This is a genomic window from Azohydromonas lata NBRC 102462 (genome assembly GCF_001571085.1).
Classification (GTDB): Bacteria; Pseudomonadota; Gammaproteobacteria; order Burkholderiales; family Burkholderiaceae_C; genus Azohydromonas; species Azohydromonas lata.
In genome coordinates, this window is the sequence record NZ_BCTC01000052.1 from 1 (window position 1) to 24,353 (window position 24,353).

The following is a 24,353-nucleotide window of genomic DNA, read 5'->3' on the forward strand; positions in this document are numbered from 1 at the left end:
CGTCGATGACGTTGATGATGTCGGCGATCTTGCGCGAGCTCTCCTCGATGCCGCGCATGGTGTCCACCACCTGCGCCACGACCGCGCCGCCCTTGACGGCCACGTCCGAGGCGCCCTGGGCGAGCTGGTTGGCCTGCTGCGCGTTGTCGGCGTTGTGGCGCACGGTGCTGCCGAGCTCGTCCATGGAGGCGGCGGTCTGCTGCAGCGCCGTGGCCTGCTGCTCGGTGCGCTGGCTCAGGTTGTGGTTGCCCTGGGCGATTTGGGCGCTGGCGGAGGCCACGCCCTCGGCGTTGCGGCGCACTTCGCCCACGGTGCTCACCAGTTGCGCGCGCATGGCGGCCATGGCGGCCATGAGGCTGCCCTCGGCCGCGCCGTGGCGGGCCACGTCGCTGCAGAGGTCGCCCTGGGCGATGTCGCGCGCCACGCGCGTGGCTTCCTCGGGCTCGCCGCCGAGCTGCCGCGTGATGCTGCGCGTGATCCACACGCCCAGGCCCACCGCCAGGCCTATGGCCAGCAGCGGCCCGGCGATGAGCACGACCATGTTGATGCCGCGCGTGCGCTGGGCCGTGGCGATGCTGGCGGCCGCGGCCTCGCGCTGCGCCTTGTCGAATTCATCGTGCACGGCGCGGAAGTTGTCCATGGCGGCCTGGTCCAGGCCTTCCATGAAGGTGCCCACCAGGTCGGCCAGCAGGCCCCTGCCGGAGGCGATCTCGCGGCGCTCCTGGAGCAGCGGCGTGATCACCTTCTCGAACTCGACGCGGCGGGCGTCCATGCCCTCCAGCCGCTTGAGCTGGGCCGGCTCGTCGGCCACCAGGGCGCGTGCCCCGGCCAGGTGCTTCTCGAAGGACTTGTGGCCATCGTCCCAGGCGGCCAGGAAGCGCTCGTCGCCGCTGAGCAGGAAGCCGCGCGCACCGCCCTGCATGGCCAGCATGTCGCGCAGCATGTCGTCGGCCGTGGTGGCGGCCTCCCCGGTGCGGGTGTTGGTGCGTTCCGCGTCTTCCAGCTTCAGCGCGGTGTAGAGCGAGGCGCCCGCCACCGCCAGCAGCACCAGCACCACCAGGCCGAAGGCCAGTGACAGGCGCTGCGCCACGGTCATGCGCGCGGGCGATATGGGGTTGCGCGCGCTCATAGTCCGCGCTCCAGCGTGGCGGGCAACGAAAACCGCGGCGCAGCTTCAGTGCGGCAGCGGCGTGCAACGGGCGGCAAACAGGCCGGCATGGTCGTCCTCCTGGGGCTTGGACAGGCCGGCCCGCACATGGACAAGCCGCTGCCCGCTGTGGTGGTGTGACGGGCAAAAAAGCACTCCGCGACCAGGCGCGGTTTGCCGTTTGGCTTCAATGTAACTAGAAATTTCTTGCGGGTGTCACGGTGTTGCTTGCCGTTCGCACACCGCGCGAAAAAGTGCGTTTGTCACGCTGTTGAAAGCGATCCGCGTTTGGAACGTGCGCGAAAGCGGCCGTTGGGCGGACGCCGGATCGCCGCAACGCCACGGGATCAGCGGGGCGTCCGGCAAAAAAGCGGCCAGCCCGCCGCCGCGGCGGGCCAGGGGGCTTACAGGCCGAAGGCCGGCGCCGGGGCGCCCTCGTGCAGCCGCTGCGGGGCTTCGGCCAGAAAGCGCTGCAGCGCGTCTTCCAGCCGCGGCGTGAGCTCGCCGCGCTCGCTGGTGAGGGCGCTGTAGGGCGGGCGCGCGGCGCGCAGGCCCAGCGAGCCGCTGTCCACGGCACGCACCAGTGCGCACGGGTGGCCGGCGGCCTCGGCCGCGGCGCAGGCCAGCGCGTACCAGCTCAGCGCGCCGCGGTTGGCCACGTGCCACAGTCCCTGCTGCCCATCCACCAGCAGGTCCAGGCAGGCGTTGACCAGGTCGGGCACATACGTGGGCGAGACGATCTGGTCGTCCGGCGCCGTCCAGGTCTCGCCGCGCGCAAGCCGCTCCAGCCCAAGGTGCAGGAAGTTGTGGCGGTCCCAGGGGCCGAAGAAGGCGCTGGTGCGCACCACCAGCGAGCCCGGCACGCGCGCCAGCGCCCGCTCGGCGCGGGCCTTGGCGCGGCCGTAGGCGTTGAGCGGGTTGACGGGATCGCTCTCGCGGTAGGGGCGCTGCTGGCGGCCGTCGAAGACGAGGTCGCTGGAGAAGGTGAGCACCGGCACGCCGGCATGGCCGCAGGCGCGCGCCAGCGCCATGGGGCCCAGGGCGTTGTCGTGCCACTGGCGCGGGTCGTCTTCGGCGTCGTCCACGCGCACGTAGCCCGCGGCATTGATGACGGCCCAAGCGCCGCTGGATTGCAGCAGCGCGCGCACGGCTGCGCCGCGGGTGATGTCCAGCTCCTCGCGGCGCAGCAGCCGGTAGGGCAGGCCGCGCTGGCGGCACAGCCGCGCGAAAGCCTGGCCCAGCGTGCCGCGCGCGCCCACGATGAGCACGGGCGGCCCGCCGCAGCGCCGGCTTTGCACCTCGCCGTGGGGCAGGTAGACGTGGCGCTCCTCGCGATGCCACCAGCCCGCGCCTTGCAGCACCGGGTGCGAGGGCTCGCGCCCGGCGGCCAGGTCGCGCGCCAGGGCGGCCAGCGCGGTTTCGCGCGGCGTTGGGCCGCGCACGTCCCAGGCGCCGCTTTCGTAGTGGCCACGCGGCCGGGTGAGCAGGCTGTCCCAGTCGAAGGTGCCGAAGGCCGCCCACAGCGTGAGCGCGCGTAGCTTGACGCCGCGCGAGCGCAGCGCTTGGGCGGCGCTCCAGGCCTGCGCCAGCCAGCGCATCTGCTCCTCGCGGGTGCAGCCGATGTGGACCTCGGTGATGGCCAGCTCGTGCCCGGGGTAGCGTGCCGCCACCTCGCGCAGCCGCGCCTCGAAGCCGCCCACGTGCGCGCCCAGCACGCGCACGGCCTCGGTGTCCACGTAGCGGTCGCGGCCGTTGCCGCCGTGCAGGTGCGCCGGGTAGCGCTCCAGCCGGTGGTCCAGGAAGCGCTCGCTGGTGATGTAGTGGTTCACGCCGATGAGCATGTCGGCCTCGGGGGCCTCGCGCAGCGCGTCCAGCTCCCGCGGCGTGGCGCCGTGGTCCAGCAGGTAGCCGCGCAGGGGGTGGTGCTCGTCCACGCGGCCGGCCAGCAGGTCCAGGGCCAGCCAGCGGCGGGCGTTGTCGTGGCGGGCCTGGTACTGCAGTGGCGGCGTGGAGTGGATGAAGCCTATGTCCTCGGTCTGCACCAGGCGGGCCGCGGGCTGCGCCTCGCGCAGCCCGCGCATCGCCGCGGCCGTGCCCATCACCTCGTTCATGAGGGCGCGCACGAAGCTGCGGCCGTCGGCGCGGTGCGGATACCAGATGCCGTAGAGGCCTGAAAAGCGCGCCGTGGTGACGGGCTCGTTGACCGGCGTCCACAGCGTGGCCCAGGGGTAGCGCTCGGCCACGGCGCGGGCGAAGGCGGCGAGCTTGCCCGGGAAGGCGTCGTCCAGCAGGCTGGTGTGGCGCGGGCCGCTGCCGTGGTGCAGCAAGCCCACGATGGGCTCCAGCCCAAGCTCGCGCAGCCGCGCCATGCGCGCGTCGGCCCACGTGAAGTCCAGCGTGCCGTCGGCCTGCTCGGTGCGCTCCCACAGGATGGGGAAGCGCACACGCCTGGCGCCCAAGGAGGCCAGCCGGTCCAGGTCGTCCAGGCGGTGGTTGAAACCGCTGCATTCGAGCTGGTCGATGTAGCGATCGCCTATGCGGTTGACGGTCGCCTCGGGGGCGGCCCACAGCTCCAGCCCGGCCATCGCGTCAGGTGGCAGCGCTGCCGTTGAGCGGCGCGTGCGGCAAGGAGGCTTCGCGCCGCGTGCGGCCCGCGGCCGTGGAAGCCGCAGGCACAAGGGTCTCGGGCGCCAGCGCCACCGGCTCGGCGGCCTCGCCGCCGAGCTGCGCCTTGAGCTTGCGGAAGGTGGTGAGCGCCTGGGCCACGACCTGGTCCATGTTGTAGTACTTGTAGGTCGCCAGCCGGCCCACGAAGCTCACGTTGGGCACCTGCTCGGCCTCGGCCTGGTAGAGGCGGTAGAGCTCGGCGTTCTGCGGCCGCGGCACGGGGTAGTAGGGGTCGCCCTCGTCGCAGGGGAACTCGTAGACCACGGAGGTCTGCGCGTGCGCCTGGCCGGTGAGGTGCTTGAACTCCGTCACGCGGGTGTAGGCGTAGTCGTTGGGGAAGTTGACGGTGCCCACGCTCTGGAAGTGCTCCTGCGGCAGCGTCTGGTGCTCGAAGCGCAGGCTGCGGTAGGGCAGCTTGCCGTGGCGGTAGTCGAAGTAGGCGTCGATGGGGCCGGTGTAGACCATGTGCCGCCAAGGAAAGAGGTGCTCTATCTCGCGGTAGTCGGTGTTGAGCATCACCTTGATGTTCGGGTGCGCGAGCATGCGCTCGAACATGCGGGTGTAGCCCGCGCGCGGCATGGCCTGGAAGGTGTCGGTGAAGTAGCGGTCGTCGCGGTTGCAACGGGTGGGCACGCGCGCGGTGACGCTGGCGTCGAGCTCCGAGGGGTCCAGCCCCCATTGCTTGCGGGTGTAGCCGCGGAAGAACTTGTTGTAGAGGTCGCGGCCGACCTTGCTGACCACCATGTCCTCGGAGGTCTTCACGCTCTCCAGCTTCTCGGCCATGGAGGCGAGGAACGCCTCCATCTGCTGCGCCGTGAGGTTCATGCCGTAGAGGCGGTTGACGGTGTCGAGGTTGATGGGCATGGGCAGCAGCTGGCCGTCCACGCTGGCGAGCACGCGGTGCTGGTAGGGGCGCCACTCGGTGAAGCGCGAGAGGTAGTCGAAGACCTCGGCCGAGTTGGTATGGAAGATGTGCGGGCCGTAGGGGTGGACGAGCAGTCCGGCGTCGTCGTAGCGGTCGTGGGCATTGCCGCCGATGTGTGGGCGCTTGTCGCACACGAGCACGCGCAGTCCGAGCTGGCTGGCCAACCGCTCGGCCAGCACGCTGCCGGCAAAGCCGGCACCGACCACGAGCACGTCGAACCCGCCGGACGCGGCGGCCGGGCGCGGTTGGGCGGCCAGACCGCTGGTATTGATGGAACCCACGGGCATCTCCTGTCAGGACTTCACAAAGACAGGGCTTGGACGGCAATGCGCGTGCCGGGGGGATTTCCCGGGGCCAGGGCAAGGGACCTTGCGAGGGCAGGCGCTCGCCAAGCCAGCCTCGCAGCGGTGCGCTGCCGGCGGCTTTTTCAAGGCGCGCTGCCGCCTCAGTGCGACGTCCCTTCCGAGCGCGTGATCTTGTTCCACACGTTGTACTTGCCCACGGGCTTGCTCATGGGCAGGCGCTTGACCTCCTTGAGCGTTTGCGCGTCGTAGACGATGAGGGCGCCGTCCATCTCCCACAAGCTCACCAGGGCGAAGCGGCCGTCCCGGGTGAACTCGGTGTGGGCCAGGGTGCGGCCGGGCTCGCGTATCTGCGCGGCCACCTGCAGCGTGCGCTTGTCTATGAGCGTGAGCGTGTCCTTGGCGCCCGGGCTCATCATGGAATCGGTCCAGGCGTAGGGCGTGGCCTCGTGGCTGCGCATGAAGAAGCCCGGGCCCGGCGTGGCGATGCGCTGCAGCGGCCGCCAGGTCTTCATGTCGATCACGTCCACCGCGCCGCCTTGCAGGTTGGGGCTGGCCAGCACCGTGCTGCCCTTGAAGGGGAAGGTGATGCCCGACCCCAGGTGCGGCATGCCGGCAATGGGCAGCTCGGCAATTTTTTTGCGGATGTCGAGGTTCACCACCTGCGCCGTGGGCGGGGCTTGCGTGGGCGCCTGCGCGTCGCCCGGGGCGGCGGTGCGCGGGCGTGTCGCGCCCAGGGCATGGGCATAGCTTTGGTCGAAGAAGAAGTCGTCCAAAGGCTCGTCCAGCAGCGTGCGGCGAATGCCGAACGTGCCGGGCTTGGCGATGGCCTCGCCTTGTCTGTAGTCGTGCACGTAGCCGTCGAAGATGGGCTCGGCCTGGGGGTCGTAGCTGATCTCCCACAGCTCCGGGATGTCCTTGAGTGCGACGACGAAACTCTTGCGCGGCGCGGCGTCGTAGACGGCCGACACGCGCGAGCTGGCCTGGCCGTCCAGCGTCGTGGCGGCGTAGGTCTTGACGAGGTTCAGCGCCGCGTCGAAGAGGGCCAGCGTGTGCGGCAGGTAGTTGGCGGCCATGAGCCACTTTCCGTCGCCGCTCACGGCCACGTTGCGCATGTTCAGGCCCGCGCGCACCTCGGCCACCACCTGCAGGTTCCACAGGTCGTACTTGGTGATCCAGCCGTCGCGCGAGCCGAAGTACACGAAGCGCCCGTCCGGGCTGAACTTCGGCCCGCCGTGCAGCGCGAAGCGCGAGGCGAAGCGGTGGATGACTTCGAAACGGTCGCCGTCCACCAGCGACACGTGGTGGTCGCCGCCCTCGACCACCACGAACAGGTTCATGGGGTCGGCCTTCCATGCCGGCTTGGCGGGCAGCTCCTTCGCGTTGGGCGCCGCGGTGCGCGAGGCGCGTATGTCGGCCTCGCCCCACGTGGGCGCGGGCGAGACGGGGGCGTAGATCCAGGCAGCCAGCGCCTGCACGTCCTCGGCGGCGAGTTTTTCTCCGAAGGCCGGCATCTGCGTGGCGGCGCGGCCGTGGGTGATGACCTGGCGCGCCTCGGCGGGCTTCAATCGCTCCAGGCTTTGCGGCAGCAGCGCCGGGCCCATGCCGCCCAGGCGCTGCCCGCCGTGGCAGGCGGCGCAGTGCGCCTGGTAGAGCGCGGCGGCGCGGATGGAGTTGTCGGCCGGCTCGCCCGCCTCGGCGGCGCGGGCCAGGTCCACGCCCATGGCCACCAGGCCGGCGGCCAGCGCCAGGGGGCCGATCCAGCGCTTGCCGTGAGCCAGGGCGGCCGAACCCCACTTCGTCATGCCCGCGAAAGCGGGCATCCACGAACGACGGGACTGTTCCCCTGGCGAGGCTTTGCCTGACGATGACTTGTCCGGGGCTGCCGTTTCGGCGCGCGTGGATGCCCGCTTTCGCGGGCATGACGAACTATTTTGTGTGGCGTGCCGGCGTTGGCCCAACTTTCTTGTGCCCATGGCGCCCTCAGTGCGGCTGGTAGCTGAACGGCGTGATCGCCACGCGCTTGCCCGGCTGCGCCAGGCCGATCTCGGCGTCGTCGAGATAGCAGCCCGGGTCCTCGGCCCACGGGTCGCCGGTGAGCTGCTGCGCGCGCACGCGGGTGTTGCCGCCGCAGATGTCCAGGTACTGGCAACCCGCGCAGCGGCCCTGCACGGCGCGCGGCTGCTGCTTGAGGCCGGCCATGAGCGGGTCGGACAGGTCGTTCCAGATGGCGGAGAAGGGCCGCTCGCGCACGCTGCCCAAGTCGTGGTGCCACCACATGGTGTCCGGGTGCACGTGGCCCAGGTTGTCGATGTTGGCCACGTTGAGGCCGGAGGCGTTGCCGCCCCATTGGCGCAGGTGCAACTGCAGGTGGGGCAGCCAGTGCGGCAGCTGCCTGGCGGCCCACCGCAGCAGGAAGGGCCCGTCGGCGTCGTTGTTGCCGGTGACGTACTCCTCGCCGCCGCCGCGGCGCGCGTCCTCCCAGGCGCGGTCGAAGATCAGCTCCAGCGCCTCGCGCGTGGCCTCGAAGCGCGCGTCGCGCCCGCGGTGCAGGTTGCCGCGCCCGGCGTAGTTCAGGTGCGAGAAGTAGAACTTGGGGATGCCTTCGGCGCGCATGAGCTCCAGCAGCGGGCGCAGGTCGGCGGCGTTCATGTCCGTCATGGTGAAGCGCAGGCCCACGCGCACGCCGCGGTCGCGCAGCAGCCGCACGGCATTCAAGCTGCGGTCGAACGCGCCTTGCAGGCGGCGGAAGCGGTCGTGCACCGCCTGCAGGCCGTCCAGGCTGATGCCCACGTAGTTGAAGCCCACCTGCGCGATGCGCTCGGCCCACGCCGCGTCGATCAGCGTGCCGTTGGTGGACAGGCCCACGTAGAAGCGCTGCTGCAGCGCGCGGCGGGCGATGTCCAGGATGTCCGGCCTCAGCAGCGGCTCGCCGCCGGAGAGGATGAGCACCGGCACGCCGAAGGCTTTCAGGTCGTCCATGACCGTGAAGACTTCTGCCGTGTCCAGCTCGCCCGCGTAGTCGTGGTCGGCCGAGAGGGCGTAGCAGTGCTTGCAGGTGAGGTTGCAGCGGCGGATGAGGTTCCAGATCACGACCGGCCCGCGCGGCTTGCGGCCCTCGGCCAGCGCATAGGTGCCCGTGCGCTCGGCCTGGGCCAGCGCGTGCATGTAGTGGGAGATGCGGAACATGGTCAAACCCCCTGCGGATGCAGGCGCAGCCCGGTCTTCTTGAGCACCGCGCTGGAAAAGAGGATGTCGTGGCCGCGGCAGGCCGCGCCCAACAGCTCGGCCACGGCCTCGGCCTGGGCGTGCACCGAGGTGCGCGAGCGCCCGTGCAGCATGGCGAACAGGTTGTAGGGCCAGCCCGGGCGGCGCGGGCGGCGGTAGCAGTGGCTCACGCCGGGCAGCCGGCCCACCGCCTCGCCCAGGGCGTCCACCTGGTCGTCGTCCACGTCCCACACGCTCATGCCGTTGGCGGTGAAGCCCAGGCGCACGTGGTGGGGCACGGCGCCGATGCGGCGTATGAGGCCGCGCGCGAGCATGTCCTGCAGCGCGGCGCGCACGGTGGCGGACGACGTGCCCAGCGTGGCGGCCACGGCCTCGTAGGGGCGCTCCACCAGCGGCAGCCCGCTTTGCGTGGCCGCCACCAGGGCGCGCTCGAAGTCGGTCAAGGGACGCGACGCCGCTGCGTGCGCAACCTGCGCGGGCTGCGGCGCGGGCTGGGCCGCGGGCAAGTCCATGCCCCAGGCGCCGGCACGCAGCGGCAGCCGCAGCTCCACGTGGTACTCGCGCTCCTTGGGGAAGGCGTGCACCTGCAGCGCCGTGGCGAAGGCGATGCGGCCCAGCGCCTCCTGCGCCGCCGCGGGCGTCTCCGCCGCGATGACGAACCACATGTTGAGCCGGTGCTCGCGCCGGTAGTTGTGCGCCACCTCCGGCATGGCGTGCAGCAGTGCGGCCACGGTGTCGAAGTCCGATTCCGGCACCTCCATGGCGGCCAGGACGAACAGGCCCCCGGCGCGCTCGATCTGGAACAGCGGCCCAAAGCGCGTGAGTTGCCCGCGCGCCAGCAGCCGGTGCAGCCGCTGCAGCACCTGCGCCTCGTCCATGCCCAGATGCGCGCCGGCCTCGGCGAACGGGCGCTCGGACAGTGGAAAGCCGCCGTGCAGGTGCTCTATGAGCAGGATGTCGGCGGCGCTGAGCGCGGGCAAGGCGTCCTCTGCGCGGCCGTCGTCGGCGGCGCACAGGGGCGCCGCGAAGTCGGGTTCATGCATGTTGAAGCTCCTTTGGGCTGCCGAAGTAGCGCGCGCCGCGCTGCATGAAACGGCGGCGGCTGAAGAGCACGGCGCGCGGCGCGTCGTGCAGGCCGGCCGCGGCGGCGGCGCAGGCCAGTTGCGCCAGCACCTGTACGCGCTCGCGGCCGTGCACCATGGCGTAGAGGTTGTAGGGCCAGGCCTGGGCGCGGCGGCGGCGGTAGCACAGCGTCACGCCCGGCTGCTGCGCCAGCAGCGCGCCGGCGGCGTCCACCTGCTCGTCGGCCACGTCGAAGACGCACATGGCGTTGTGGCTGATGCCCAGCTCGTGGTGGCGCACCACCACGCCGAAGCGGCGCAGCGTGCCGCGCGCGAGCCAGCCCTGCAGCGTGTCCAGCACCGCGCCGGTGTCGCGGCCCAGCCCGGCGGCCCAGGCGGCATAGGGCTGCTCCACCAGCGGCAGGCCCTCGCCGGCCAGGGCGGCCAGCGCGCGGTCGGCGTCGGCCACGGGCGCCGCCGGGGAAAGCGGCGAAGGGGCCAACGCCATGCGGCGTGGGCGCGGCGCCTGCAGCAGGTCAAAACCCAGGTCTATGCGGTAGGCGCGCTGCATGGGCAAGCGCAGCGCGCGCAATCCCGTGTCGGCATCCAGCGCGTCCACGGCGCGCTCCACGGCCTGCGCGTCCACGCCCGTCATCACGAACCAGAGGTTGAAGCGGTGCTCGCGCTCGTAGTTGTGGTTGACGCCGGGGTGGGCCGAGACGACGGCGGCCACCCCGTCCAGCCGCACGGGCTCCACGGCATAGGCGCACAGCAGCGCCGCGCCGCCCGCACCCGCGGCGAACACGCCGCCTATGCGGCTCAAGCTCCCTTCGGCCTGCAGCGCGCGGTAGTGCTGCAGCACCTCGCGGGCGCCGCAGCCCAGTTGCCGGCCCACGGCGTCGAAGGGCTGGGGCAGCAGCGGAAAGCCGTGCTGCCAGTCGTTGAGCAGGCGCAAGCGGGCGTTCATGGCGCCACCTTTCCGGCCCGCAACACCCCGTCATACCCGCGAAAGCGGGCATCCACGAACGCTGTTCCGGCCGCCGGTTGGCAAGTGGTTTTCACAATCCCACCCTCCCGGCCCGGCTGGTGAAGAAGATGCCGCTGGGCGCTTCCATCGGCAGTTGGGCCAGCGTCTGGAAGCTGGCCGTGTCCACGACGGAGACGCGGTTGGCGTCGCGCGAGCTGATCCACACCGCCTCGCCGCGCGGCGTGAATTCCAGGTGCAGCACGGCCGCGCCCGGCTCCAGCGTGCGCACCACGCGGCGCGAGGGCGTGTCTATGACCTGCACGCGCTGGTAGTCCGGCACGGCGAAGTTCACCCACACCTGGCGGCCGTCCGGGCGCGCCATCACGAACACCGGCTGCCCGGCCACGGCGATGCGGTCCACCTCGGCCCAGGTCTCGGTGTCCACCACCAGCACCTCGTGCCGGCCTATGGCGGGCAGGTAGGCGTGGCGCCCGGCCACGGCCCAACCGCGCAGGTGCGGCATCTTGAACACCGGCAGCGGCGCCTCGCCGCGGCCGTAGCCGGCCAGGATGCGGCGCGCGCGCGGCGCGTCGTCCCACAGGTCGATGAGAGATAAACCGTCCTCGCCGAAGAGGCCGGCGATGTAGTGCCGCCCGTTGGGCGTGACCAGCGCGTCGTAGGGCTGGCGGCCGATGTCGCGGAATTTGGTGAGGCGCGGCGCCTTGGGCTCGGACAGGTCGGCGATCCAGATTTCGCCCGCGTCGAAGAGCGCGTAGATGAAGCGCGAGCCCGGCAGGTCGGCCAGGCCCACCACACGCGAGGGCTTGCCGTCGGCGCCCACGGCCGGGATGTCGGCCACGGCGGCGAGCGTGCGCGCGTCGAACACCTTGATGCCGCTGGGCTGGTAGTTCTGCGCGGCCACCAGGCGCCCGTCCTGCGAGATGGCGCCGCCTATGGAGTTGCCGGCCTGCATGACGCGGCCGGTGAGCTTCATTTGCAGCAGGTCCACGCGGCTGAGCGCGCCGTCGCGGCCGAAGACGAAGGCGCTGGCCGCGTCGCGCGAGAACACCACCGAGGCGTGCGAGAGGTCTCCCAGGCCGTCCACGCGGCCCAGCACGCGCGGCTCGCTGGTGTTGACGATGGCCAGGCGGCCGCTGGCGCGCTCCACCACCACGCCCAGGTCGCCCGTGCCGGCCGAGGGCGCGGCCCACGATGGGGCCGACAGCGGGGAGGGCGCCGAGGCGCAGCCGGCCAGGCCCAGCAGCGCGGCGCCGCCCGCGGCGGCCCGCAGCCAGTGGCGGCGTTGGATCATGGGGAAACCTCCGGCACGCCCGCGCGAAGCTGGCGGGCGAGCCACTGCGCCTCGTCGGCGCTCATGAAGCGGTTCCACGGCGGCATGGGCGTGCCCGGCCGGCCGTGGTAGATGGTGGCGGCCAGGCTGTCCGGCGGCAGGGCCGCCAGCGCCTGGCGCGTGAGGGCGGGCCCCAAGCCGCCGGTCAGGCGCATGCCGTGGCAGGAGCCGCAGTCCTGGCGCAGCAGCCGCAGCAGCTCGGCCTGGCGCGCGGCGGGCACGTCCTGTGCGGCGGCGCCGGTGCAGGCCAGGGCCAGCGCGAGGGCGAAAAGCTGCGGCCTCATGCGGTGCCTGGCGTTCAGGACTTGAGAATCTGCTCCACCGCCGCCTTGAGCTCGGTGTCGCCTATCTTGTCCGGCCCGTTGGGCGACATGGGGATGGGGCCGAAGCTGCCGGCGCCGCCCTTGCGCACCTTGTCCATGAGCTGGGCGGTGACGTCCTGGCCCTTGTACTTGGCGGCGATGTCCTTGAAGGACGGGCCCACGACCTTCTTGTCCTTGGCATGGCAGGCCATGCAGCCGGCCTTGTTCAGCGACGCGTCCACGTCGGCGAAGGCGGGCGCGGACAGCAGCGCGGCCACCGCGGCGGCGCTGCCCATGAGCAGGGATTTCATGCTGGTCTTCTCCAGGTTGGGTCTGCTGGCGTGAAAGCCCCCGGCCCAGTCCCGCTGGCCAAGAGGCTGCGGGGTCGTGCAAAGCAGGCCGGGGCCAAGGCGCGGGCCGTTGTGGCCGCACCCACTCAACTCAGTAGATGTCGTGCTGCGTGTTGTGGACGTTGAAGTGGCCCGTGGGCGTGACCAGGCGCGGGTCCTTGATCACGGCCTTGAGCTTGAGCGTCTTGTCGTCCACCACCACCAGGGCGCTTTGCTTGTCCTTGGCGGACCACACGGAGAACCACACCTCGTCGCCGTTCTTGTTGAACTCCGGCTGCACCACGCGCATGGCGCCGCCGTCGTTGAGGCCCGCCCACTCGGCGATGGGCAGCACGGTGAAGCCCTTGTCGAGGTTCTTGACGTCGTACACCGCCACCGACTGCGACAGCTTGGGATCGGGGTTGAGCGGCGTGTCCACGTACAGGTGCTCGGACTTCGGGTGGCTCTTGAGGAACAGCGAGCCGCCGCCCTGGCCCTTGATCTTGGCGACCTCCTTGAAGGCGTACTGCTTGTGCTTGACGGGGTCGGTGCCGATGAGCGAGATGGTCTCGTCGCCCAGGTGGCCGGTGGACCACACCGGGCCGAACTTCGGGTGCACGAAGTTGGCGCCGCGGCCCGGGTGCGGGATCTTGCCCACGTCCACCAGGGCGGCGAGCTTGTCTTCCTTGGCGTCGATCACGCCCACCTTGTTGCTCTGGTTGGCCGCCACCATGAAGTAGCGCTTGCTCGCGTCCCAGCCGCCGTCGTGCAGGAAGCGTGCGTTGGCAACTTCCGTGACCTTGAGCGCGTCCAGGTTGGAGTAGTCCACCATCAGCGTCTTGCCGGTTTCCTTGACGTTGACGATGAACTCCGGCTTGAAGTGGGATGCCACGATGGAGGCCACGCGCGGCTCGGGGTGGTACTCCTGCTTGTCCACCGTCATGCCGCGCGTGCCCACGATCTTGAGCGGCTCCAGCGTGTCGCCCTTCATGATCACGTATTGCGGCGGCCAGTAGGCGCCGGCAATGGCCAGCTTGTCGGTGAAGTCGCCTTCCTTGCCCTTGTACTTGCTGGTGTCCACCGACCGCGCTTCCAGGCCGATGCGGATCTCCGCCACGTTGTCGGGCTTGGGCATCCACAGGTCGATCATGTTGACGCGGCCGTCGCGCCCAATCACGTACAGGAAGCGGCCGGACGCGGAGGTGCGCGAGATGTGCACCGCGTAGCCGGTCTTGACGATGTTGATGATCTGCTTGGTGTCGCCGTCTATGAGCGCCACCTCGCCGCTGTCGCGCAGCGTGGTGGAGAAGATGTTGGCGATGTTGTAGTTGTTCTCCTTCTTGGCGGGCCGCTTCTCCGGCGGGATGAGCACCTTCCACGTGCCCTTCATCTCGGCCATGCCCCACTCCGGCGGCTGCGGCGGGTCCTGCTGGATGTAGCGGGCCATGAGGTCCACGTCCTGGTCGTTGAACTCGCCGGAGGTCAGCCAGTTGGGCATGCCCGCGGCCGAGCCGTAGGCGATGAACACCTTCAGGTAGTCCGTGCCCTTGGCCAGGGTGATGTCGGGGGTGAGCGGCTTGCCGGTGGCGCCCTTGCGCAGCACGCCGTGGCAGCCGGCGCAGCGTTCAAAATAGGTCTTGCGCGCCTTGTCGAACTCCGCCTGCGTCATGGGCGGCGCCTTGGGATTGGCGCTCTGGTACATGGGCTCGCCGGCCAGGGGCGAGCCGCCGGCCTGGTAGCCGGCCTCGGGGGCCGTGGCGTGGGGCTTGGCGTCGGCCTGGGCGTCCTGGGCCTGCGCCTGCAGCGCCAGCACCGACATCAGGGCGGCGGCGGCCAGTGTGGAAACTTTCAGGGGTCTCATGCGGGCTTCTCCTCTTCTTGCGGCAACTTGTCGTTGAGCCGGGAGGCATGCTCTGCCCGCGCCGCGCAGGCGTCCTTGAACTGGTTTAAGGACGGAATCGCTGCGCCTGCGGACCATGGCTGCCAACGCAACCGAAGCGAGCCCGATCAAGCCATGAGCGTTTTGGACGAACCGCTGTTCTTCGCCGGCCTGCCGCTGCAGGACGCGCCGCGCGCGGCCCGCGTCACGCTGGTGGGCGCCGGCCCCGGCGACCCCGAGCTGCTCACCGTGCGCGCCGAGCGCGCGCTGCGCTGCGCCTCGCTGGTGCTCTACGACCACCTGGTCTCGCGCGAGGTGCTGCGCCTGGTGCCCGATGGGGCGGACTTGATCTATGTCGGCAAGGAAAGCGCGCGCCACACGCTGCCGCAGGAGGACATCTGCGCCCTCATGGTCCGCCTCGCGCGCAGCGGGCGGGCGCTGGTGCGGCTGAAGGGCGGCGACCCCTACATCTTCGGCCGCGGCGGCGAGGAGGCGCAGGCCCTGGCCGCCGCGGGCGTGCCTTTCGAGATCGTCCCCGGCATCAGCGCCGCGCAGGCCGCCGCCGCCGAGGCCGGCATGCCGCTCACGCACCGCGACCACGCCACCAGCGTCGTCCTGGCCACCGGCCACCGCCGCGCCGGCGCCAAGGACGCGGTGGACATGGATTGGGCGGCGCTTGCGCGCCCGCACCAGACGGTGGTGATCTACATGGGCGTGTCCACGCTGCCCACGGTGTGCGCGCAACTGCAACGGCACGGCCTGCCGGCGGACACGCCCGCGGCGCTGGTGGAGCGCGCCTCGCAGCCCGGCTGCCGCCGCGTAGTGGGCACGCTGCGGACGCTGCCCGCGCTGGCGCGGCATCACGAGGTGCGCCCGCCGGCCCTGCTGATCGTGGGCGGCGTGGTGGCGCTGCACGCGCAACTGGCTGCGCGCGGCACGGCGCTCACGGCCTGAAGGCCGGCCGAATGTCCCTCCCAATGCCCAGCGTTTTTCAGCTACTTCGCCGCTTCTGGACGTGGGTCAACCTCATGCGAACCACTGTCCAGACAATGCCCCATCCGATGTTTGGAACGACGGGATGACTTTCCTACGCAAACCCGAGCTGGTGGCCCCTGCCGGCTCGTTGCGTGCGCTGCAGCTGGCCGTGGATGCCGGCGCCGATGCCGTGTACGTGGGCCTGAAGGACGCGACCAATGCGCGCAACTTCGCCGGCCTCAACTTTGACCTGGCCCAGGCCCGCGAGGGCGTGCGCTACGCCCATGCCCGCGGCCGCCAGGTCTTGATGGCGCTCAACACCTTTGCCCGCGCCGGCGACAGCGAGCGCTGGTTCCGCGCCGTGGACACGGCCGTGGCCATGGGCGCCGACGCGCTCATCTGCGCCGACACCGCCGTGCTCGCCTACGCCAGCAAGACGCACCCGCAGTTGCGCCTGCACCTGAGCGTGCAGGCCTCGGCCACCAGCTACGAGGCCATCGAGTTCTACCGCGAGCGCTACGGCATACAGCGCGCCGTGCTGCCGCGCGTGCTCACGCTCAGCCACGTCGGCCACCTCGCGCGCCACACCACGGCGGAGATCGAGGTGTTCGGCTTCGGCAGCCTGTGCGTGATGGTGGAAGGGCGCTGCGCGCTGTCCTCCTACGCCACGGGCCAGTCGCCCAACAACGCCGGCGTGTGCTCGCCCGCCTCGGCCGTGCGCTGGGAGGAAACGCCCCGCGGCGTGGACGCGCGGCTCAACGGCGTGCTCATAGACCGCTACGCGCCCAACGAGTCGCGCGGCTACCCCACGCTGTGCAAGGGCCGCTTCGACGTGGAGGGCCGACGCGAATACGCCATCGAGGAGCCCACCAGCCTCAACAGCATGGCGCTGCTGCCGCAGCTCATGGCCCTGGGCATCTCGGCCATCAAGCTGGAGGGCCGCCAGCGCAGCGCCAGCTACGTCGAGCAGGTCACGCGCATCTGGCGCCAGGCCATAGACCGCTGCGCCGCCGACCCCGAGAACTTCGACATGGCCCCGTCCTGGGAAGCCGGCCTGGCTCGCCACGCCGAGGCCCAGCAGCACACGCTGGGCGCCTACAGCCGGCCCTGGAGATGAGCGCCATGGCCATCCAGGACAACGCATCGCCCATGGGCCTGACCGTCGGCCCCGTGCTCTACCACTGGAGCCGCGCGTCGCTCACGCAGTTCTATGCCGACGTGGCCGACAGCCCCGCCGACACCGTGGTGCTGGGCGAGGTGGTGTGCTCGCGCCGCCGCGAATACAAGGCCGCCGACTGGTTGTCGCTCGCCCTGGAGCTGCGCCAGGCCGGCAAGGAAGTCATTCTCGGCACGCAGGCGCTGATCGAGAGCGAGGCCGAGCTGCGCACCCTGCGCGAGCGCTGCGCGCAGGACGACTTTCTCGTCGAGGCGGGCGACGCCTCCGCGCTGCGCCGGCTGCAGGGCCGCCGCTTCACGCTGTCGCCGCACGTCAACGTCTACAGCCGCGAGGCGCTGCAGGAGCACGCCGCGCTGGGCGCCGTGCGCTGGGTGCCGCCGGTGGAGCTGGACCTCGCCACCATCGCCCGCATCAACCCGGCCGACGACCCCGTGCGCACCCCGGCGGGCGAGGCCGTGCAGACGGAGATCTTCGGCTTCGGCCGCATGCCGCTGGCCTTCTCGGCCCGCTGCTTCACGGCACGCCACTACAAGCTGCCCAAGGACGAGTGCGAATTCCGCTGCCTGTCCGATCCGGACGGGCTGCTGCTGAAATCCACCGAGGGCGCGGACTTCCTCGTCCTCAACGGCATACAGACGCAATCGGCCGGCCTGCAGTGCCTGCTGGACCGCGGTCCGGCGCTGCGCGGCGCGGGCATCACGCGGCTGCGCCTGTCGCCCTGCGCCCAGGGTTTTATCGAGGTGCTCAAGCTGCACCACGCCGTGCTGCGTGAAGGCCTGGACGCGGCGCAGGCGCTGCGCGAATTGAATGCGCTGTCCCTGCCGGGCGCGCTGGTCAACGGCTACGCGCTGGGTGGCGCGGGCCTGGAATGGAGAGCGGCATGAAGGCCGAGGAACTGTTGAACAAGCTGCCGCCCATGCCGCAGGGGCTGCGCCGCCTGGTGGCGCGGCTGCCCTGGCAGCCGCCCAGCCTGGTGCTGGCGCTGGGCCTGCAGCGGCTGCTGTGGCCCAAGCTGGACGAGTGGCAGCGCAACGAGCTCGCGCGCAGCGTGGTGGAAGTGGAGGTGATCGACCTGGGCCTGCGCGGCCGGGTGTGGATTGCCCCGCAGGCCGGCTTCGAGGTCGCGCCGTCCTCCCTGGCGCCGCGCGTGCGCATCAAGGCCCGCGCGGCCGACTACCTGCGGCTGCTGCGCGGGCAGGAGGACCCCGACCGCCTCTTCTTCGAGCGGGCGCTGGTGATCGAAGGCGACACCGAATACGCGCTGCTGCTCAAGAACACGCTGGACGCCGTGGGCCCGCTGCAGCTCGATGCCTCGGTGCTGCCGCGCCCGCCCGCATTCCCTTTCCGGCGCCGCGGCGCCTGATGACCTTCTTCGTGTTGTCCTCGAAGGCTTGATCGTGTGCCGGCTGCGGCCGGCGTGGCGCAAGCGTTATGGGGCCGGCTTGCCGGCCCCTTTTTTCTTCATGGCAAGCCTGTTTGCATCATCGCAACAGGCATGGCGGCTGCTGGTTTTGGTGTGCACGGCAGCCGGACATACTTTCGCCGCCACGAATGCATCCGGCCCTCGCCGCGGCGCGGCGCGGGCCTGAACCGGAGTACCCGATGAGCGAATCCATCCTCGGCCCAACCACCGTGCAGAACCTGCCAGCGCAGCCCATCAGCGAGGAAGTGCTGCTGGAGAAATACGCCAAGGACGGCGAGCGCAGCGTGGACGAGGTGCGCACCCGCGTGGCGCGGGCACTGGCCGCCGTGGAGGCGCCGGAGCAGCGCACGCACTGGGAGCAGCGCTTCCTGGACGCGCAGCGCCGCGGCTTCGTTCCGGCCGGGCGCATCAACTCCGCCGCCGGCACGGACCTCTCGGCCACGCTCATCAACTGCTTCGTCCAGCCCGTGGGCGACTCCATCGCCACGGCCGAGGACGGCTTTCCCGGCATCTACACCGCGCTGACCGAGGCCGCCGAGACCATGCGCCGCGGCGGCGGCGTGGGCTACGACTTCTCGCGCATACGCCCGGCCGGCGCCTGGGTGGCCAGCACGCGCAGCAACGCCTCCGGCCCCGTGAGCTACATGCGCGTGTTCGACCGCAGTTGCGAGACGGTGGAGAGCGCCGGCAGCCGGCGCGGCGCGCAAATGGGCGTGCTGCGCTGCGACCACCCGGACATCGAGGCGTTCATCCACGCCAAGGACCAGGGCGACCTGCGCAACTTCAACATCTCCGTGGGCGTGACCGACGCCTTCATGGAAGCCGTGGTGGCGGACCAGGAGGTGGAGCTGGTGCACCGCGCCGCCCCGGGCGAGAAGCTGCGCGAGGCGGGTGCTTACCAGCGCGGCGACGGGCTGTGGGTCTACCGCAAGCTGCCCGCGCGCGCGCTGTGGGACCAGATCATGCGCAGCACCTACGACCACGCCGAACCCGGCGTGCTCTTCCTGGACCGCATCAACGTCGACAACAACCTGGGGTACTGCGAAACGATCGCGGCGACGAATCCTTGCGTGACGGCTGATACCTGGGTAATGACGGTCGATGGGCCGCGGCAGGTGGCTTCGCTCCTGGACCGGCCTTTTCTCGCGCTGGTGGATGGCAAGGCCTACCGCACCGAGTCCAACGGTTTCTTCGCCACGGGAACCAAGCCGGTGCTGCGCCTGCGCACGCGCCAAGGGCCTTCGGTGCGCCTGACGGCGGACCATCCAGTGCGACGCGTGCGGCGCCTCACGCGCTACACCGTCGAGGGCGAATGGACGCATGCCGGCGACCTCAAGCCGGGCGACCAGATCCTGTTGCATGACCACCGTGCCGCCACCGGGTGGGACGGCTTGGGCAGCGAAGGCGAGGGCTACCTGATTGGCCTGCTCATCGGCGATGGGCATCTGAAGGCCGACAAGGCCGTGCTGTCGGCCTGGGCGCCGGAGCTGAAGGTGGTGGGCGCTCCTACGGGCACTGCCACGCACAGCGCCAGCGGCATCATGGCCGCCGCGCAGGAAGCCGCCATGCGGCTGCCGCACCGCGCCGACTTCAAAGGCTGGCAAAGCCCGGTGGCGGGCAACCGGGGTGAGTTCCGCCTGTCCATGACAGCGCTGCGCGACTTGGCTTTTGGCCTGGGTATGTCGCCCGGCCACAAGACCATCACGCCGGCCGTGGAGGCCGGCTCCTCCGACTTCTGCCGTGGCGTGCTGCGCGGCCTGTTCGACGCCGACGGTTCCGTGCAGGGCAATCAGGCCAAGGGTGTGAGCGTGCGCCTGACGCAGGCCGATGCCGCGCTGCTGGAGAAGGTGCAGCGCATGCTGCTGCGGTTGGGCATCGTTTCCACGCTGTACCGCAACCGCCGTCCCGCGGGCTTGGCCTTGTTGCCGGATGGGCGGGGCGGGCAGCGCGAGTACCCGCAGCAGGCCGTGCATGAGTTGGTCGTCACGGGCGACAACCTGCTGCTGTTCACCGAGCGCATCGGCTTCGAGGACAGCGCCAAGGCCGCCCGCCTGGAAGATTCCTTGGGCGCCTACCGGCGCGAGCTGAACCGCGAACGCTTCGTCGTGGAGGTGGAGTCGTTGGAGACGGGCGGCGAGGAGCCGGTGTACGACGTCACCATCGAGCAGGTGCACGCTTTCGATGCCAACGGGCTGTACGTGTCCAACTGCGCCGAACAGCCGCTTCCCTCCTACGGCTGCTGCTGCCTGGGCAGCATCTCGCTCACCCCCTTCGTGCGCGACCCCTTCACGCCGCAGGCCAGCTTTGACGAGGCCGCTTTTGCCGACGTGTCCGCCGTGGCCACGCGCATGCTGGACAACGTGCTGGACGTCACCGTCTGGCCGCTGCCGCAGCAGGCCCAGGAGGCCGCCAGCAAGCGCCGCGTGGGCCTGGGCTTCACGGGGCTGGGCGACGCGCTGGCCATGCTCAACCTGCGCTACGACGAGGAACCCGCCCGCGCCATGGCACGGCGCATCAGCGAGGTCATGCGCGACGCGGCCTATGGCGCTTCCGTCGAGCTGGCCCGCGAGCGCGGCGCCTTCCCGCTCTTCAACGCCGACCTCTACCTGCGCAAGGGCAGCTTCGCCTCGCGGCTGCCCGCGCCGCTCAAGGAGCGCATCCGCGCCCACGGCCTGCGCAACTCGCACCTGCTGTCCATCGCCCCCACCGGCACCATCAGCCTGGCCTTCGCCGACAACGCCAGCAACGGCATAGAGCCGCCCTTCAGCTGGAGCTACACGCGCAAGAAGCGCATGGCCGACGGCGGCTTCAAGGAGTACGCGGTGGAGGACCACGCCTGGCGCCTCTTCCACCACCTGCACGGCGCCGACACGCCGCTGCCGCGCGCCTTCGTCACCGCGCTGGAGATGAGCGCCGAGGCCCACGCCGCCATGGTCGCCGCCGTGGCGCCGTGCATAGACACCTCCATCAGCAAGACCGTCAACGTCCCGGCCGACTACCCCTACGAGGACTTCCAGGGCCTGTACATGACCGCCTGGCGGTCCGGCTTGAAGGGCCTGGCCACCTACCGGCCCAACAACGTGCTGGGCGCCGTGCTCAGCGTGGGCGCGCCGGCGCCGGCCGCGGCCAAGCCGGAGCCGCTCTTGGGCGACGCGGGCATGAACCAGCGCCTGCGCCTGGAGCGGCTGCCCGCGCCCGTGCTGGCCTCGCTGCGCTGGCCGGGCCGGCCGGAGCTGCCCGCGGGCAACCCGTCGTGGAGCTTCATGATCAAGCACCCCCACGGCGAGTTCGCGCTCTTCGTGGGCGAGCTGCCGGCCGAGGGGCCGGGGCTGGGCCTCTTCGGCAAGACGCTGCCCTTCGAGGTCTGGGTCAACGGCGCCGAGCAGCCGCGCGGCTTGGCGGCGCTGGCCAAGACGCTGTCCATGGACATGCGCGCCAACGACGCGGCCTGGCTCAAGCTCAAGCTGGACGCCCTGGCCACCGTCGCCGAGGAGCGGGCCTTCGAGATGCCGTTCCCGCCGCATGGCGAGCGCCGTCTCTTCCCCGGCGTGGTGGCGGCCACGGCCGCCGTGATCCGCTGGCGCTGCGAGCAGTTGGGCGCCCTGGGCGAGGCGGCCGAAGCGGGCCCAACGCCCGTGCTGGACGCCATGTTCAGCCGCGAGGAGCCGCGCACCGGCACCTCCGGCACGCTCGCCTGGGCCGTGGACGTGGACAACCCCGCCACCGGCGAAACCTTCACGCTCACGCTCAAGGAAGTGACGCTGGCCGCGCGCGACGGCGGCGATGGCGGCGCCGTCACGCGGCCCTGCGCCGTGGGCTTTGCCGGCAACTACCCGCGCGCGCTGGACGGGCTGGCGCGGCTGCTGTCGCTGGACATGCGCGTGCTGGACCCGGCCTGGATAGGCATGAAGCTGCGCAAGCTGCTCAACGTGGGCGAGCCCTTGGGCCACTTCATGGCCCCCGTGCCCGGCGAGCGCCGCCAGCAGGTGTGGCCCAGCACCGTGGCCTACATTGCGCGGCTGATCATCCACCGCTACGCCATGCTGGGCCTGCTGGACGAGGAGGGCTATCCGACGCGCGAGATGGGCATCCTGGCCGCCCCGGCGCCCACGCGCGCCCAAGCGTCCGGCGAGGGCGTCGCCCCCATGGCCGGCAAGCCCTGCCCGGAGTGCGGCAACGCCACCGTCATCCACAAGGACGGCTGCGACTTCTGCACGGCTTGCGGGTACGTGGGGGTGTGCGGGTAAGCCGGTGAACCGGTGAAGGCGGCCTGATCGCCCCGCCTCAGCCTTCGCAGCCGTCCGCCTGCGAAGGCGCCGGCCCCTCCTGCTTCACCCATCCCAGCACCGCGTCCCAGAACGGCGCCGACTGCGCCGGCTCCAGCGGCGCGTCGTGGGTGAGGCCGTCCAGCAGTAGCAGTTGGCGCGGGGCGCGGGCGGCCTGGCACAGGCGCAGCGCGTCGCCCACGGGCACGTCCTCGTCGGCGCGGCTGTGCACGATCAGCAGCGGCTGCGCCACCTGCGCGATGCCGCGCTCGCCGTTCCACAGGTCCGGCAGCAGCCACGCCGCCCAACGCGGCACCAGGCCCACGCGCACCGCCATCTCGCGCGCCGAGGCGAAGCCCGCGCCCAGCACCAGCCCCTTGGGCGCCGGCTCCAGCAGCGGCGCCGCGTCCAGCAGCACCGCCGAGCCCATGGAAAAGCCCAGCGCGAAGCGGCCCGCCGCCTGCGGCGTCAGCGCCACGAAGCGGGCCCAGGCTTCCAGCGTGTCCTGGCGCAGCCGCGCCAGCGTCGGCCGCCCCTCGCTGGCGCCGTAGCCGCTGTAGTCGAACACGTAGGAGGCGATGCCCGCTGCATGCAGCCGCGCCTGCACCGAGGCCCACTGCGAGAGCTCCTCGCCGTCGCCATGCAACACCAGCAGCGCCGGCGCGCGCGGGTCGTCCACCGGCACCCAGCTCGCGCGCAGCCGCCGGCCGTCGCTGCTCAGCACCTGGGGCTGCGAGGGCACGCCCAGCGCGTCCGGCCGCAGCGCGCCCGGCGGCGGGGTGTCGAAGGCCGCGTACTCCACGGCCACGAACACCACGCTGCGCACCAGCACCAGCAGCGCCACCACCCCCGCCAGCCACGCGATCCCGCGCGCCACCCTTCTGTCGGGCTTGCGCCGGCGCACCGGCAGTCTCGGATCCACGACGGGGGCAACCATGGGAGGCGGGCGCTGCGGCTCACTCGACGATGAAGTCGACCTTGCCGTCGTCCAGGTCGTAGCGCGCGCCCACGATGCGCAGGTGCCCCGCGCGCTGCGGCTCTATCAGCGAGGGCTCGGACTCGCGCAGCCGCATCACCGTGCGGCGTATGTTCTCGCGCACGGCCTGGTCCAGCAGCTCATCCTCCTTGGCGCCGCCGCTGCGCGCCTTGAGCACGGCCGGAATGATGGGCTCGATCATCTGGCCGATGCTGCCTGGATACACCGCGTTCTTCTGCACCACCGACACGGCCGCGTCCACGGCGCCACAGCGCTCGTGGCCCAGCACCACGATCAGCGGCGCCCCCAGCACGTTCACGCCGTACTGGATGCTGCCCAGCGCCACGGTGTCCACCGTGTTGCCGGCGTTGCGGACGATGAACAGCTCGCCCAAGCCGGCGCCGAACAACAGCTCCGGCGGCACGCGGCTGTCCGAACAGCCCACCAGCACCGCGAACGGCGTCTGGCTGCGCGCCAGCTCCAGGCGGCGCCGCGCGTGGTCCGGCGGATCAGGCGGCAGCCGGTTGGCCAGGAAGTCGTCGTTGCCCTGCTTGAGCCGAGCCAGCGCCTGATGGGCCGTCAGCGTGGTGCGCGCGCCCTCGGCCGCCCAGGCGGACAGGGGCCAGGCGCCCGTGGCGGCCAGGGCGCCGCAGGCGCAGGCCTGGTGAAAGAAACCGCGGCGGGACGGGCGAAGCAGCGGGGCATTCATCGTGTTGTCTCCTTTGCACCTTCGGGGGGCGGCAAGTCTGGCCGCGCCCAAAGGTGTCTGCGAGCCAAGCCACAGTGCACCGAAGTGTTTATTCCCCCGGCTTGCGCGGGCCGCGTAAGCCTGGGTCAGCGGGCAGAGGAGGACGGCTGCGCGCTGTGCCCGGGCTTCGTCCCGGGAGAAGCCCTGGCGGCGGAGGGCGCGTCCGGCGCCTCCTGCTCCGGATCGTTCTTGCGCGCCGCGCGCAGGTTCAGGCCGAACAGGCCAAGCTGCAGCGCCATCAGCGCCCACGCCTTGGCGTGCCAGCCCCAGGCCAGCCACAGCACGTTGCTCAGGATGAACAGCCAGAACCCCAGGTTGCGCTTGCGCTTGCGTTGCGAAGCCACCATCCACGAGGCCACCAGCGTGGCCGCCATCGCCGGCCATTGCAGGGCGTCAATCAGTTCCGACATGGGTATAGCTTTCCGGCAGGAGGCAAGCGCGGGCAGGACGCGCCCGCGCGCATGGCGGGATGAGGGCAGGCGGCGTACCGCGCGGCCCGTAGCGGTTCCTCAATTTGTCCAGTAAATACGGGAAATAGGCGTTGCGAGCCATGACGCCGCCACTCATTCAAATTATGTCTATTGGCTTGTGGATATATTTGAGGATATTTTGTGGGCCGCAGAAATCTATT

19 protein-coding genes are annotated in these 24,353 nt (G+C 71.2%); 5 read left to right on the top strand and 14 right to left on the bottom strand.

The genetic code is table 11. The annotated features are described in order from the left end of the window. From ALA01S_RS33200 to ALA01S_RS17945, 11 genes are all read right to left on the bottom strand, one after another. The coding region (locus ALA01S_RS33200) for a methyl-accepting chemotaxis protein (RefSeq protein WP_174548634.1) at nucleotides 1-1,129 on the bottom strand (1,129 nt) is incomplete at its 3' end. Nucleotides 1,130-1,551: 422 nt separating this feature from the next. After that, a complete protein-coding gene (locus ALA01S_RS17900) occupies nucleotides 1,552-3,732 on the bottom strand; it encodes a sugar nucleotide-binding protein (RefSeq protein WP_066338993.1) in 2,181 nt (726 codons plus the stop codon). Between the two features lie 4 nt (nucleotides 3,733-3,736). Further along, on the bottom strand, nucleotides 3,737-5,011 hold the full coding sequence (gene glf / locus ALA01S_RS17905; RefSeq protein ID WP_238455847.1) for a UDP-galactopyranose mutase: 1,275 nt from the start codon (nucleotides 5,009-5,011) through the stop codon (nucleotides 3,737-3,739). 173 nt (nucleotides 5,012-5,184) lie between these two features. Next, the gene (locus ALA01S_RS17910) at nucleotides 5,185-6,765 is read right to left on the bottom strand and encodes a nitrite reductase (protein WP_066339079.1); all 1,581 of its coding nucleotides are present in this window, start codon (nucleotides 6,763-6,765) and stop codon (nucleotides 5,185-5,187) included. Nucleotides 6,766-7,024: 259 nt separating this feature from the next. Further along, nucleotides 7,025-8,230, bottom strand: a complete 1,206-nt coding sequence (nirJ, locus tag ALA01S_RS17915; RefSeq protein ID WP_066338996.1) for a heme d1 biosynthesis radical SAM protein NirJ — start codon at nucleotides 8,228-8,230, stop codon at nucleotides 7,025-7,027. A 2-nt stretch (nucleotides 8,231-8,232) separates the two neighbouring features. Continuing rightward, nucleotides 8,233-9,312, bottom strand: a complete 1,080-nt coding sequence (gene ahbB / locus ALA01S_RS34840) for a siroheme decarboxylase subunit beta (RefSeq protein ID WP_238455844.1) — start codon at nucleotides 9,310-9,312, stop codon at nucleotides 8,233-8,235. Further along, the gene (ahbB, locus tag ALA01S_RS17925) at nucleotides 9,305-10,297 is read right to left on the bottom strand and encodes a siroheme decarboxylase subunit beta (protein WP_066338998.1); all 993 of its coding nucleotides are present in this window, start codon (nucleotides 10,295-10,297) and stop codon (nucleotides 9,305-9,307) included. Before ahbB (ALA01S_RS17925) ends, ahbB (ALA01S_RS34840) begins: the two co-directional genes overlap by 8 nt. Before the next feature lie 91 nt (nucleotides 10,298-10,388). Further along, nucleotides 10,389-11,609, bottom strand: a complete 1,221-nt coding sequence (locus tag ALA01S_RS17930) for a cytochrome D1 domain-containing protein (protein WP_066339001.1) — start codon at nucleotides 11,607-11,609, stop codon at nucleotides 10,389-10,391. Beyond that, nucleotides 11,606-11,932, bottom strand: coding sequence for a c-type cytochrome (locus ALA01S_RS17935; RefSeq protein ID WP_066339004.1), 327 nt, complete (start codon nucleotides 11,930-11,932; stop codon nucleotides 11,606-11,608). The genes ALA01S_RS17930 and ALA01S_RS17935 overlap by 4 nt, the downstream gene beginning before the upstream one ends. A 14-nt stretch (nucleotides 11,933-11,946) precedes the next feature. After that, nucleotides 11,947-12,261, bottom strand: a complete 315-nt coding sequence (locus tag ALA01S_RS17940; RefSeq protein ID WP_066339006.1) for a c-type cytochrome — start codon at nucleotides 12,259-12,261, stop codon at nucleotides 11,947-11,949. Between the two features lie 130 nt (nucleotides 12,262-12,391). Continuing rightward, entirely contained in the window at nucleotides 12,392-14,140 is a 1,749-nt protein-coding gene (locus ALA01S_RS17945) for a nitrite reductase (RefSeq protein ID WP_066339008.1), read from the bottom strand. 153 nt (nucleotides 14,141-14,293) lie between these two features. On the opposite strand from ALA01S_RS17945, the gene cobA reads away from it, so the two are divergent. The 5 genes from cobA to ALA01S_RS17970 all read left to right on the top strand — a co-directional run bounded on the left by cobA (nucleotide 14,294) and on the right by ALA01S_RS17970 (nucleotide 21,980). After that, on the top strand, nucleotides 14,294-15,112 hold the full coding sequence (gene cobA, locus ALA01S_RS17950; protein ID WP_066339016.1) for a uroporphyrinogen-III C-methyltransferase: 819 nt from the start codon (nucleotides 14,294-14,296) through the stop codon (nucleotides 15,110-15,112). Nucleotides 15,113-15,236: 124 nt separating this feature from the next. Then, complete coding sequence (ubiU, locus tag ALA01S_RS17955) at nucleotides 15,237-16,250, top strand: ubiquinone anaerobic biosynthesis protein UbiU (protein WP_066339017.1); 1,014 nt, start codon at nucleotides 15,237-15,239, stop codon at nucleotides 16,248-16,250. 5 nt (nucleotides 16,251-16,255) lie between these two features. Continuing rightward, nucleotides 16,256-17,194 (top strand): U32 family peptidase, encoded by a 939-nt coding sequence (locus ALA01S_RS17960; RefSeq protein WP_066339020.1) that lies wholly within the window; start codon nucleotides 16,256-16,258, stop codon nucleotides 17,192-17,194. After that, nucleotides 17,191-17,673 (top strand): ubiquinone anaerobic biosynthesis accessory factor UbiT, encoded by a 483-nt coding sequence (gene ubiT / locus ALA01S_RS34845; protein ID WP_084267689.1) that lies wholly within the window; start codon nucleotides 17,191-17,193, stop codon nucleotides 17,671-17,673. Before ALA01S_RS17960 ends, ubiT begins: the two co-directional genes overlap by 4 nt. A 239-nt stretch (nucleotides 17,674-17,912) precedes the next feature. Continuing rightward, the gene (locus ALA01S_RS17970; protein ID WP_066339023.1) at nucleotides 17,913-21,980 is read left to right on the top strand and encodes a ribonucleotide reductase barrel domain-containing protein; all 4,068 of its coding nucleotides are present in this window, start codon (nucleotides 17,913-17,915) and stop codon (nucleotides 21,978-21,980) included. 37 nt (nucleotides 21,981-22,017) lie between these two features. On the opposite strand, the gene ALA01S_RS17975 is transcribed toward ALA01S_RS17970, so the two are convergent. From ALA01S_RS17975 to ALA01S_RS35400, 3 genes are all read right to left on the bottom strand, one after another. Next, nucleotides 22,018-22,920: an alpha/beta hydrolase gene (locus ALA01S_RS17975; RefSeq protein ID WP_238455845.1), complete on the bottom strand. Its 903-nt coding sequence runs from the start codon at nucleotides 22,918-22,920 to the stop codon at nucleotides 22,018-22,020. Nucleotides 22,921-22,954: 34 nt separating this feature from the next. Beyond that, complete coding sequence (locus tag ALA01S_RS17980) at nucleotides 22,955-23,683, bottom strand: carbonic anhydrase (protein WP_066339029.1); 729 nt, start codon at nucleotides 23,681-23,683, stop codon at nucleotides 22,955-22,957. A gap of 125 nt (nucleotides 23,684-23,808) precedes the next feature. After that, complete coding sequence (locus ALA01S_RS35400) at nucleotides 23,809-24,132, bottom strand: hypothetical protein (RefSeq protein ID WP_066339031.1); 324 nt, start codon at nucleotides 24,130-24,132, stop codon at nucleotides 23,809-23,811. Nucleotides 24,133-24,353: the final 221 nt, after the last annotated feature.

Excerpts from the sequence above, each read along its gene's own strand:
- ALA01S_RS17935 (WP_066339004.1), bottom strand. The coding sequence starts at position 11,932 with ATGAGGCCGCAGCTTTTCGCCCTCGCGCTGGCCCTGGCCTGCACCGGC.
- ALA01S_RS17930 (WP_066339001.1), bottom strand. The coding sequence starts at position 11,609 with ATGATCCAACGCCGCCACTGGCTGCGGGCCGCCGCGGGCGGCGCCGCG.
- nirJ (WP_066338996.1), bottom strand. The coding sequence starts at position 8,230 with ATGTTCCGCATCTCCCACTACATGCACGCGCTGGCCCAGGCCGAGCGC.
- ALA01S_RS17980 (WP_066339029.1), bottom strand. The coding sequence starts at position 23,683 with ATGAATGCCCCGCTGCTTCGCCCGTCCCGCCGCGGTTTCTTTCACCAG.
- ALA01S_RS17960 (WP_066339020.1), top strand. The coding sequence starts at position 16,256 with ATGGCCATCCAGGACAACGCATCGCCCATGGGCCTGACCGTCGGCCCC.
- ubiT (WP_084267689.1), top strand. The coding sequence starts at position 17,191 with ATGAAGGCCGAGGAACTGTTGAACAAGCTGCCGCCCATGCCGCAGGGG.
- ALA01S_RS17945 (WP_066339008.1), bottom strand. The coding sequence starts at position 14,140 with ATGAGACCCCTGAAAGTTTCCACACTGGCCGCCGCCGCCCTGATGTCG.
- ahbB (WP_238455844.1), bottom strand. The coding sequence starts at position 9,312 with ATGCATGAACCCGACTTCGCGGCGCCCCTGTGCGCCGCCGACGACGGC.
- ALA01S_RS17940 (WP_066339006.1), bottom strand. The coding sequence starts at position 12,261 with ATGAAATCCCTGCTCATGGGCAGCGCCGCCGCGGTGGCCGCGCTGCTG.
- ahbB (WP_066338998.1), bottom strand. The coding sequence starts at position 10,297 with ATGAACGCCCGCTTGCGCCTGCTCAACGACTGGCAGCACGGCTTTCCG.
- ALA01S_RS35400 (WP_066339031.1), bottom strand. The coding sequence starts at position 24,132 with ATGTCGGAACTGATTGACGCCCTGCAATGGCCGGCGATGGCGGCCACG.
- ubiU (WP_066339017.1), top strand. The coding sequence starts at position 15,237 with ATGACTTTCCTACGCAAACCCGAGCTGGTGGCCCCTGCCGGCTCGTTG.
- ALA01S_RS17900 (WP_066338993.1), bottom strand. The coding sequence starts at position 3,732 with ATGGCCGGGCTGGAGCTGTGGGCCGCCCCCGAGGCGACCGTCAACCGC.
- ALA01S_RS17970 (WP_066339023.1), top strand. The coding sequence starts at position 17,913 with ATGAGCGAATCCATCCTCGGCCCAACCACCGTGCAGAACCTGCCAGCG.
- ALA01S_RS17910 (WP_066339079.1), bottom strand. The coding sequence starts at position 6,765 with ATGGGCGTGGACCTGGCCCGCGCCGCCGAGGCGGGCGAGCCGGCCGAC.
- cobA (WP_066339016.1), top strand. The coding sequence starts at position 14,294 with ATGAGCGTTTTGGACGAACCGCTGTTCTTCGCCGGCCTGCCGCTGCAG.